Below are 10,306 nucleotides of genomic sequence, written 5' to 3'. Positions count from 1 at the left end.
CCGGCTACGGCAACGATACGGGATTTCGCGATGGGTTGACCGAGCTGGGGCTGATCTACGCCGTCGGCGTGCAGGGAACGACGACCGTCTGGCCGGAAGGCGAGGCGCCGCTGCCCCCGAAACCGTGGAAGGGCGTGGGACGCAAACCCCGCCTGCTGCGGCGGGATGCCGAACATCGGCCGGTCAGCGTGAAGGCGCTGGCGCTCGGCCTGCCGGCCAGTGCTTATCGTACCGTCACCTGGCGGCAGGGCAGCAACACGGCACTGTCCGGTCGCTTTGCCGCGGTTCGGGTGCGGGCGGCGCATCGTGACCAGCAGCGGACGGCCGTGCGCGACGAGGAATGGTTGCTCATCGAGTGGCCCGAGGGGCAGCAGGAACCGGAAAAATACGTCCTGTCGACCCTGCCCGCGGACACCTCTCTCGAACGGCTCGTTGCCGTGACCAGGATGCGCTGGCGCATCGAGCGCGATTACCAGGAACTGAAGCAGGAATTCGGTCTTGCCCATTATGAAGGACGAGGCTGGCGTGGCTTTCACCATCATGCCTCCCTGTGCATTGCCGCCTATGGCTTTCTCGTGGCCGAGCGCCTGCGTCATCCTGACACCCAAAAAAACGCCACACTCCGCCCGCCATCTGCCTTACCCCAAGAGTACGTTCCGCGGGGCCGCTCAGCGGCCCCAGCGTCATCAACCCAACTCGATCACGACCTTGCGCTGGCTGATCGCCCAGCGGCTGGCGAGCCGTCTCGATCGCTGTCCGTGCTGCGGACGGAAAAATAGCGAGCAGATGAATGTTTGATTTTATGACACAGTAATATTAGCGCGTGCCTGGTACTGGCCGATCACCTCGTCGCAGTGGTTGTGGCGCCACCCTTCAGTCGTTTCGATGAAGAACTCGCGCAGAACGGCCTCAACCTCGGCGGCATTCGAACGCATGCGGATAACCCTTGCGATAGACTCCGCGGCACCCTCGATGGGATTCTCGTTGACGTAATACAAATCGAGCAGGCGGCGATAGGCCAGATCCTCAAGCGGGTCCAAGTGGGCCGTGCGGAGCATGTAGTCGCCAGGATGGAACGGATAGAAGTTCACGCGGCGTTCTCCATCTCGTAGGAAGCCCACAGCCCGGCGATCCACTGGATACCCTTCGGGGTGAAGCGGGACTGGGTGAAAGCGTGGCTGTTGCGCTCGCTGGTGCCGGTCTTCATCTCGAAGCGGCCGGCATCGATGTGCTGCTGGTACGGGGTCAGCACGCCGCCCAGGTAGTACATGACACCCTTGTCCAGCAGCATCTGGCGGAGCTTTCGCTCGTTGGCCTTGAGCAGCTTGGCTACCTGGCGGAAGCTTATCGAACCGGTGTTCTCGACGTACTGGTCGACAAAGGCGGCCTTGGGCGCGGCAAGCGCGAGCTGCTGGACGGCCTGCAGTTCACGCTCCTTTGCATCAGCCCAGGCTCTGGCAGCCGCCACCGGATCGCTGAAGTCAGGAATAGTGACAGCCTTGCTCAGCGCCTCTTCCAACTTGGTCATGTGATCGAACACGGCCGCCTGCAACTCGTAGCTGTAGGACATGGCCATCAGGCAGGACTCGCGCTTCGGGAATCGGTAGCTCTTCTGATAGCGATTCATGCTGTCCCGGTAGATGTCGGAAAACTTTCCGGCATCTTCACCGAGCACTTTCGGCACCTTCTTCATGAAGTCCGCGTGATCAAGCACGGCCTCCCCTTCGCCGCGCACTGAGTTGATGAAGTCGACCAGCTCCAGGCTGGTCATCGTTACTGGCATTTCGACGATGGCGCTCATGCCGCCACCTCGCGCGCTGCCAGGCGGGCGGCAAGGTACGCCTCGATTTCCTGCCGGACGAAGTAAATGCGGCTGCGGCGGTCGGTGCCATCTTTCAGCGGCTTCGGGAACTGCGGGTCGCGGGCGCGCAGCTTGTCCACGCCTGCGCGGGTGCGGCCCAAGGTCTTAGCTACCTCGGCCATCGTCCAGAGTTCGGGAATGGTCGGCGCCTGCGCGCTCGGTGCTGCTGCTTGCTGCTTGGTCATGCCGGTTCCTCATGGGTTGAGACCGGCGCGACGCTATGTGACTGGGTGGCGATGCAAACCTATTTAATAGATCGTTTTGCACCAAAAAAATTAAATTAGAACATAAACGAATATAATGATGACCGACTATGCGCGCCTGATCGTCACCACGTTGCCGGCATCCTCGCCACGGTGGGCGAAGTCGTAGGGGGTCACGAACTGCTCCCGACAGGCGTCCAGATAGTCCGCCCACCACTGGCACATAAGCCGACGCTCCTCCATGTGCTCGGCCTTGTGGATGTAGGCAGCCCGCACCCCGTTGCGCTCTTGGTGGCTCATCTGCCGCTCCACTACATCACGACTCCACAACCCCGACTCCACCAGGGCGGAACAGGCCATTGCCCGGAAACCGTGCCCGCAAACGTCCGCCTTGGTGTCGTACCCCATGCGGCGCAGTGCGGCATTTACCGTGTTCTCGCTCATCGGTTTGTAATGGTGATGGTCGCCGGCAAAGACCAGCTCATAGCGCCCGGAGAGCTGGCGTACCTCGGCCAGCAGCGCCAGCGCCTGCCGGCTCAGGGGGACCAAGTGCGGCGTGCCCATCTTGGCGCCACGGTGGGAGTGTTTCACGTCCTCAATGGCGGCGCGCTCGCCGGGGATCGTCCACAAGGCGCGATCGAAGTCGATTTCATCCCAGCGTGCGAAGCGCAGCTCGCTGGAACGGATGAACACCAGCTGCGTGAGCTGTACGGCTAGGCGGGTGAGTGACCGCCCGCTGTAGGCGTCCAAACGCCCCAGCAGCTCGGGCAGGCGTTCCATCGGCAGCGCTGGACGGTGAGCCGTCTTGCGGGTGGCGATGGCACCTTGCAGGTCGCGGGCCGGATTACTGTCGATATGCCCATGCTGGACGGCAAAACGCATGATGCCGTCCATGTACTGACGCAGGCGGCTGGCCAAGTCTAGGGCGTCACGCTGCTCGGCCGCCTTGAGTGGCGCCAGCAAGTCGCGGACTTTCAAATCGGCCACGGGACGGGTGCCCAGCACCGGGAACAGACACAGCTCCAAGCGGCGTAGGATCGTGGCCGCGTGTCCTACCGACCACTTGCGGGCACCAGCGGCGTGCCACTCCAGGGCGACAGCCTTGAAGGTGTTCGCGGAAGATGCTGCGGCTTCTATCTTGGCTTGTCGGGCACTCTCAATGGGGTCTTGCCCCTGTGCCAGTAGCTCCAAGGCTTCGGCGCGGCGTGATCGTGCGGCTTTCAGGCCAAGCGCGGGGTAGTTGCCGAAAGTGGCCAGCCCTGCCCTCCCGTCCGGCTTGGTGTACTTGAAGCGCCACACCTTCACCCCAGATGGTTTTACCAGCAGGTAGAGCCCCTGGCCGTCGAACAGCGGGTACTCCTTCTCGCGTGGTTTGGCAGCCTCGCACTTAGGGTCGGTCAGCGGGGTTACGGTCCGCGCCATTGGTATACGTCTCCATATCGAACCGATGTATACCGAAACATATACCTAAACGGCGGAGCTATCCAGACGAACCCGGATTAATCCGGACAAAAGAAAACCGGCTCAAGGGCCGGTTTCTCTGGGATTTCCGTCTTACTCGGTGGAACTCGGCAGTAAGCGGAAGAACGTATATGGTGCCTGGGACGGGACTCGAACCCGTATGCCGTTTTAGCGGCGGCGGAGTTTAAGTCCGCTGTGTATACCATTTCACCACCCAGGCCTGTAGCTACGGGCTTTTGCAGCCCGCTATACGCTTCCTCGCCATCTAGTCGAAGGGCACATCACACAGTCTTCGCAGCCCTTACAGTAACTGGGCGCCGGTAATTTTAAGTCCGGTATGTCTACCAACGAAGGCCGCGAAAATATATACAGCCAACCTCCACGAAGCAAGCCAACACATGGCGTGTCGACATAGCCCACAACCGCACAAACAAAAAACCCCCGCAGATAAAAACCTGCGGGGGTTTTTGCTGTATATGGAGGCCGAGGTCGGAATCGAACCGGCGTACACGGATTTGCAATCCGACCAATAAACCCACCAATTTCAATATGTTATCGTAAAACCATTTCCGCAACAATAGAAAATCCTATCCTCTGAAAGGCTTGTTCTAGAGCCTTTGCCTATCTAGATGCGGAAACGATTTTTCCGCTCATTCTCGCCCGTCCGGGCACCTCAATCCCCCACGCCCCCGTGCCAACTATCAAAACAACCCACCCAGCGCATCCAGTTCCCAGTTCATGATCACCAGCTCGCCGGTCACTTCGGCCTTTCCCTACCGCTGGTTGGTGCGGGGGAGCCTTGGCTGGGCTTGCAGGGATAGTCTGCAGGTTCGGCGGCGGCCCGGGTGCTGGAACACTGGGGCCGTCGCTCTCCTTCATTTCGATTTCGGCGTGATTGCATTCATCCGCTACTGCCACCCCAGTGTTCGAAGGCACCGAAGCGGCGATGCACGGTCACGGTTTGCTCTTGGCGATGGCATCCTCCAGGATCTGAACGATTTCATCGTCGAGCGTGGTGTCCGTCCTGCCGGCAAGGTACTTGGCCAGCCTGAGCAGGATCTGGGCGACCACGTCGGCCGTCAGGGCCTTGATCAACAGCGAAGCCAGTGCGCTAGCGAGCATCGGCGGCCTCCTTCAATGCATCCATGGCCCGCGCATAACAGCCGTCCCAGCGGTCGCGGTGCGGTTTGCCGGGGCGCCACGTCCTGACATACAGCTCCCAGCTTTTGGCAACCTCGCCCACCGCCGGCAACGGCGCCGGATCGGTCCACAGCAGCAGGCGGGCAAAGGCCGCGGCGAGGGTGTCGTCGTGCTCGAGCGCGGCATAGACCGCCGCCTCGGCCGGCTCGACGTTGCGGGCCTTGCAAACCGCCAGCGCATACGGCCGGCTCAGCGGATGCTGTAGCACGCCGCGCACGCCGCCCAGTTCGAACTGCCAGAAGCCACGGGCAGGCCCGCCGATCTGCCGGCGATGGATAAAGCCGGACTCCTGCAGGCCGATGGCGAGGAGCATGGCCTCGGCCTGGGGACTGTTCATGCGCGCAGGCAGCAGCGCGAGCGCCGGGGCGATGGCCGCGGCGCGGATCTCGGATAGCAACATGGGATCTCCAGAAACGAAAAGCCCGCTTGGCGCGGGCCGGGTATCAGATGGCGTGGGCGAAGGTGTGCCGCCAGCGCTGGTGGCTATCCAGCCCGTCGCGCACGCTCCACAACTCGGCGATCACGTCGCCGACGTAGGTCGTGCTCAGGGTCGCCGTCGTGCCGGCGATCCCGATCTGGCTGGCCAGCACCTCGCTGGTATCGGCGCGCAGCAGCCGGGCGCTGTAGGTGGTGCCGCTCTCCGGGCCGATGCTGCCCTGGGCGGTGTCGATCAACTGGTCGGCCTGCAGCAGCCGGTCGCGGTGCGCCCAGCTCAGCACCACGTCGCCGGCGACGCTGGCCGGGTAGCTCGCGCCGCCGAGCTTGAACAGCCCCGGCGGATAGGGTCTTCCCTGCCGCTGGGCGGTGGTCAGGCTGTCGACCGGGGCCAGGGCCGGGTCGAGCTGGCCGTCGCCGGCCTGGGTCAGCAGCCGGGCCTGGACGGCGACGCCCGGCGCGTAGGCGCTGGGGTCGAGGCCGAGGCCGTCGTCGAGGAACCACAGCCGACTGCCGGCGGCGTGGCTGGCCGGCACCGTATCGATGCAGCCGCGGGACAGGATGCCGCTCAGGGTCGCCGGGTCGAAGGCGTCGATCCGCACGATCTCGTCGTCGAGCAGCGCGGCGCCGCCCACCTCGACGAAGTCCAGGTCGATCCCGCTGCTCAGGGCGAAGGCGGTGTCCTGCACTCCCAGGGCGGCGGTCAGCAGTCCGCTCGGGCAGAAGCCGCCGCTGTCGTCCCGCTCCGTCCAGGCCGCCGTGCCGACCCGGGTTTCCAGGGCGAAGCCGAGCGACAGGCCGGTCGGCTTCGAGGCCAAGGCGCCGAGGTAGCAGGCCGTCGGGTCGATCAGTTGCAGGTTGGCCGGGTCGGTAGTCATCGCCAGATCGCGCCAGGTCCGCTCGACCAGTCGGCGCGCAGTGACGGCCGCCGGCGCGCGGTCGGGGGCGATCCAGCCGGAGGGCTGCACGGCGGCCATGCGGCTGGCCGGCAGGCCGAAGACGTCCTGCACGGCGGTGATGGCGATCGTGGCGCTGTCCAGGGTGCCGTCCTCGATGCGCCCGGCGCGCAGCACCAGCGTTTCGATGCCGCGTCTCAGGCTGCGGATGCGAAACGGCTGGCCCGGTTCGAGGGCGTAGCCGCGCCGGTCGAGGCGAACCTTGAAGCGCTTGAGGCTGCCGGCGCGCTGACGCAGCTCGCGCACCGCCACCCGCCCGGCCAGCTCGACGGTCGGCAGGCCCGGATAGTCGAGGGTGGTCGAGAGCACCTGGCCGTCGGACTGCACGGCCGCCAGGTTGCGCTCGCGCCACTGGCGGTCTTCGTCCTCGAGGGGGTCGTGCCATTTCACCACCAGCTCGTTCGCCGCCCCGGCGCTGGCCCCGTTGTCGTCCTCGTCGATGCCGAGCAGCCCGGAGTCTTCGTCGAACAGCGGCAGCGTCCCGGCGTCGTAGTCGTCGCGGATCAGTCTGATATGCCAGGTGCCGTCGAAGCGGCTCAGGTAGAGGTCGGCGCCGAGGTGGTCGAGCACGGTCTGGACGAACGAGCCCACCGAGTCCTGCCGCGCCCAGCGCAGGCAGAGGCCGAAGCCTTCGCCGTAGAGTTGGTCGGCCGCGGCGCGGAAGCTGGCGTCGTCGAGCCGCGAGCGGTCCATGCCGCCGCCCCAGTCGCGGTTGGTCAGGCATTCGTAGACGATGTGCGCGCCGTTCATCGCGTGGATTTCGTCGCCGTCCGCCGCGAGGACGACCGTCGCCTTTTCCGGGTACCAGGCCTCGCCGTCCCACCCCGCGGTGGTGCGCCGCACGCGGATCTTCCAGGTCTTCAGATAGGGGGTCATCGCCGAGACCAGGCCGTCGAAGAACAGCGTGGCCCTGCCGCGAAAGCCCGGCACCGTGCCGCCGAGCATCGCCGCCAGAGCGGCCGGGGCGGTCTGGGTCGGCTCGCCCATCAGCACGTCGAGGGTGCCCTTGATGCCGCCTTCCTTCTTGTCGCCGCCGAACAGCTTGGGCTTGTCGATGTACACCTGCCCGCTTTCGGTGACGCTGCCGTCGAAGGCGGTCTTGCCGTCGATGCGGATCTGCACCAGTTCGTTGACCGGGCCGCGGCCCAGGCCCATGTGGAGGCCCATGTAGTACTTGTAGCCGACGGTGACGCTAGCCCCCATGCCCATGGCTTACCTCCCGCGCATGGTCGACCAGGTGCAGGGCCAGGGCGTCGCCGGTGGCCAGCAGCGCGCCGGCCGGGATGCCGCCGGCGCGGACGATCTCCGTCCAGTCCAGCCCGTAGTGCGCGCACAGGGCGCGGGCGCCGCGGTGGCAGTAGCCAGGCCGGGCGCCGAAGGCCGGGACGCTGTGCAGGTGTTCGAGGGTCACAAACAGCTCGTCGGGCTCGGTGCCGTCGCTCGTTACCGTTACGTGGGTGAGGTCGTCCATTATTTTCCGCTCGAGGTCTTGATCTTCTTGGTCCGCAGGTGGCCGTAGCTGAGCACCTGCCAGTCGCCGCTCCAGCAGTCGCCGAAGAACACTGCCTGCGGGGTGCCCTCGTCGGGCACCGGCAGATCGAAGTCGCTCAGCGCCGCCGGCTTGGGGGTGGCCGGCTTGGGCCGCATCAGGTAGCTCAGGGCCATCGAGGTGACCATGATGGCGATCTGGATCGTCGTCGGGTCCATGGCGCTCCTTAGAAGTACTGGTTGCCGTCGAAGGGGGATTTTCCAGCCAGGTGCGGGATGCCGCCGTAGTTGGCCAGGTTGTCGAACTGCTGGCAGCCGGCGACGGTCTGCCGGCAGCCGGGATAGAGGCGGATCGCCTGGCCCGCGGACAGGCCCGCGGTGCCGCCGAGCAGGGTCAGGCGGGTGCCGCTGTGGCGTTCGATGCCGCGCCGCTCGTACTCGCCGCTGCCGATTGGCCACTCGACGTAGCCGCCGGTGAAGTAGTCGGCCGGGTAGGCGGCTAGGCTTCCGTTGCCCAATCCTGCGCCGTCCATGGTCTGCACGCTGGAGTCGACCCGGTAGCCGTTGCGGTCGACCCCGCAGGCCAGCGAGTACAGCGCGTGCGGGCAGTTGCGCTCCCAGCCCAGGCGCAGGCCCTGCATCTCCATGCGCTCGCTGAGCGGCGCGCAGGCGATCTCGCAGCGGTCGGGCTGGGTCCACTTCACCGAACGCACTTCGCCGACCCAGATCACCAGGTAGTCGTCGACGCCGTCGTGGCGGGCGAACACCGTCAGTTGCACCGGCGCGCTGGGCGCCGCCGCCCGGTAGCGCTGGGCGACCTCCAGATCGCCCGGGGCGGTGACGACGAACTGGTCCTGCTGGCTGTCGCCCGACTGCTGGATGCCGTTGTCGGCGATCCCGCCGCGCAGGGCCTTGAAGCTCTGATTGAGGTGGTCGACGTCGCGGTCGCAGGAGGCATAGGCCCAGCGCAGCAGACCGCGGGCGAACTGGTAGAGGCGGATCGGCCGCCCGCCGGCGAGCGAGCGCTCGCTGGCGTCATAGGTCATGGTCAAAACTCATCGTCGCGGACTCCTCGGAAGACCAGGGCGCAGTTGGCCACGCCCTCGCTGTCGGTTTCGTGGTGGATCTCGAGGCTGTCGCTGTCCAGCCGGCAGAGGGTCAGCCAGCTGATCCGCAGCACCTCGGCCGGCTCGATCTGCACGCCCAGCGGGCTGTCGATCGACAGGCGCTCGACGTCGGCGCTCAGTTCGCTGCTGCCGGTGATCCGGCGGTGGAACGCGGTGCCGTCCCACAACTCGAGGCGGATGTCGCAGCGCCCCGGCTTGGCCTGGCCGAAGCGGGTGTAGCCGACGTTGGCGACGTCGAGGGTGGTGGCCACCGCGGTGACGGTGGCGACCGGCTCCAGGTCGGCGGCATGGGTCGGCAGCCACACCGGCACCTGCCGCCCGCGCAGGGCGTAGAGCAGGCTGCGCAAGGCGCTGCGCTCGGCGCGGCCCATCCCCAGCCAGCGGTGCCCCTGCACCGGGAAGGCCCGGCCGGCCACGTCGGTGACGCGCGGAATCGCGGCGCCGTTGTCCAGCTCGGCGAGCAGGCGTGCGAAGCTCGCGGTCAGGTCTTGCGACTCGTCGGGGCGCTGCTCGAACACCGGCCGCCCGCGGTACAGGGTGGCCGGCAGGCTCTCCGGCCAGTCGCAGGGCTCCACCAGCCGGAAACGTACCTCGGCCGACTGGGCGGTGTCGGTCAGGCGGGTCAGGCTCGGCTGCTCGAGCAGCTGCGCCGAACGCGCCGGGTAGAGCCGCGCGCCGGCCGGCCAGGCCTGCTGGGTGGGCCGCGCCAGGTCGAGGCCGCTCGCGTCGATCCCGGCCACCTCGACCGCCTCGCTGGCGAAGGCCGACTCGCCGCGCAGCAGGGCCAGGCGGCCGACGGCGAAGTCCAGGCCGGCGGTGGCGCAGGCGATGCGCGTGGCGCCGAGGGCGAGCGGCTGATCGAGCAGTTGGATGTCCGGCCATACCGGCAGGGCCCAGGTTCTCGCTCCCCAGCCGAACAGCGCCATATCCAGAAGTTGCCGTTCGCGCCCCTCGACCCGCATCGGCGCCTCGAACTCCCGGCGCGGCGCGAGGCGGATCGCCCGACGCTGCTCGACGCCCGACTCGCTCTGCAGGATGTCGGTGGCCCAGGTCAGCCGCTCGAGCACGCCGTCGGCCCAGTCGGGGGCGAAGGCCCAGGCGACGATGCGGTTGGCAGTGATCCGCAGGCTAGCCTCGTCGCCGTTGTCGAACGTCCAGGCGAGCGCGGTATCCAGCACCGGGGCGCCGTCGGGGGTGACGCCGACTTGCCAGATACGCTCCTGCAGGGCGGTGAAGGTCAGCGGCGCGGCCAACTGGCCGGACAGCTCGATCCCCTCGTCGAGGCCGGCGACGCCGAGCAGCGTCCGCGGTTCACGGTAGGCGTTCCACAGGGAGACGGTGCTGGTCTGGGTGGAGACGACGTTGCCGAGGTCGAGCTGGCGGGGGCTGATATGGATGCGGTCGTACCAGTCGTCGACGAAGGCCCGCTGTCGCTGGCCGGCGAGGCTGCGGCCGTTGGCTTCGACGGGCCAGGCTGTGCCAAGCGGCGCCTGCCCGGCGCGCGGCGTGACATTGAGAAATGGCGAGGGCGCGAACTGGTTGACCCAGGCGAATGCCCAGTGGTCTCCGGTCAGG

General features: G+C 66.6%; 12 protein-coding genes and 1 tRNA gene. 1 reads left to right on the top strand and 12 read right to left on the bottom strand.

Features of this window, described 5'->3' with window-relative positions; genetic code table 11:
- Positions 1 to 779 (top strand): IS701 family transposase (locus BMY22_RS21670; RefSeq protein WP_244158962.1); only part of this gene is annotated, 779 nt, incomplete at its 5' end.
- Between the two features lie 21 nt (positions 780 to 800).
- Here BMY22_RS21670 and BMY22_RS21660 read toward each other — a convergent pair.
- From BMY22_RS21660 to BMY22_RS21610, 12 genes are all read right to left on the bottom strand, one after another.
- Positions 801 to 1,091, bottom strand: a complete 291-nt coding sequence (locus BMY22_RS21660; RefSeq protein ID WP_090625344.1) for a YdaU family protein — start codon at positions 1,089 to 1,091, stop codon at positions 801 to 803.
- Positions 1,088 to 1,801: a phage antirepressor KilAC domain-containing protein gene (locus BMY22_RS21655; RefSeq protein WP_090625343.1), complete on the bottom strand. Its 714-nt coding sequence runs from the start codon at positions 1,799 to 1,801 to the stop codon at positions 1,088 to 1,090. The genes BMY22_RS21660 and BMY22_RS21655 overlap by 4 nt, the downstream gene beginning before the upstream one ends.
- Positions 1,798 to 2,046 carry a transcriptional regulator gene (locus BMY22_RS21650; RefSeq protein ID WP_090625341.1) on the bottom strand — a complete coding sequence of 83 codons (249 nt, stop codon included), beginning with the start codon at positions 2,044 to 2,046 and terminating at the stop codon, positions 1,798 to 1,800. Before BMY22_RS21650 ends, BMY22_RS21655 begins: the two co-directional genes overlap by 4 nt.
- Positions 2,047 to 2,172: 126 nt before the next feature.
- Complete coding sequence (locus BMY22_RS21645) at positions 2,173 to 3,486, bottom strand: tyrosine-type recombinase/integrase (protein ID WP_090625339.1); 1,314 nt, start codon at positions 3,484 to 3,486, stop codon at positions 2,173 to 2,175.
- Between the two features lie 171 nt (positions 3,487 to 3,657).
- Positions 3,658 to 3,745 (bottom strand) — tRNA-Leu (locus BMY22_RS21640).
- 734 nt (positions 3,746 to 4,479) lie between these two features.
- Entirely contained in the window at positions 4,480 to 4,647 is a 168-nt protein-coding gene (locus BMY22_RS24530) for a hypothetical protein (protein WP_167363790.1), read from the bottom strand.
- Positions 4,637 to 5,125 carry a hypothetical protein gene (locus tag BMY22_RS25080; RefSeq protein WP_090625338.1) on the bottom strand — a complete coding sequence of 163 codons (489 nt, stop codon included), beginning with the start codon at positions 5,123 to 5,125 and terminating at the stop codon, positions 4,637 to 4,639. Before BMY22_RS25080 ends, BMY22_RS24530 begins: the two co-directional genes overlap by 11 nt.
- Before the next feature lie 43 nt (positions 5,126 to 5,168).
- Entirely contained in the window at positions 5,169 to 7,325 is a 2,157-nt protein-coding gene (locus BMY22_RS21630; protein WP_244158961.1) for a phage tail protein, read from the bottom strand.
- Positions 7,309 to 7,587: a hypothetical protein gene (locus BMY22_RS21625; RefSeq protein WP_341865019.1), complete on the bottom strand. Its 279-nt coding sequence runs from the start codon at positions 7,585 to 7,587 to the stop codon at positions 7,309 to 7,311. The genes BMY22_RS21630 and BMY22_RS21625 overlap by 17 nt, the downstream gene beginning before the upstream one ends.
- Positions 7,587 to 7,823 (bottom strand): hypothetical protein, encoded by a 237-nt coding sequence (locus BMY22_RS21620; protein ID WP_090625336.1) that lies wholly within the window; start codon positions 7,821 to 7,823, stop codon positions 7,587 to 7,589. The genes BMY22_RS21625 and BMY22_RS21620 overlap by 1 nt, the downstream gene beginning before the upstream one ends.
- Positions 7,824 to 7,831: 8 nt before the next feature.
- Positions 7,832 to 8,650, bottom strand: coding sequence for a phage BR0599 family protein (locus BMY22_RS21615; RefSeq protein WP_090625334.1), 819 nt, complete (start codon positions 8,648 to 8,650; stop codon positions 7,832 to 7,834).
- A gap of 2 nt (positions 8,651 to 8,652) precedes the next feature.
- On the bottom strand, positions 8,653 to 10,305 hold the full coding sequence (locus tag BMY22_RS21610; protein ID WP_090625333.1) for a hypothetical protein: 1,653 nt from the start codon (positions 10,303 to 10,305) through the stop codon (positions 8,653 to 8,655).
- Position 10,306: the final 1 nt, after the last annotated feature.

It is taken from the genome of Azotobacter beijerinckii, assembly GCF_900110885.1.
Classification (GTDB): Bacteria; Pseudomonadota; Gammaproteobacteria; order Pseudomonadales; family Pseudomonadaceae; genus Azotobacter; species Azotobacter beijerinckii.
This window is presented reverse-complemented; position numbering and strand designations above follow the sequence as displayed.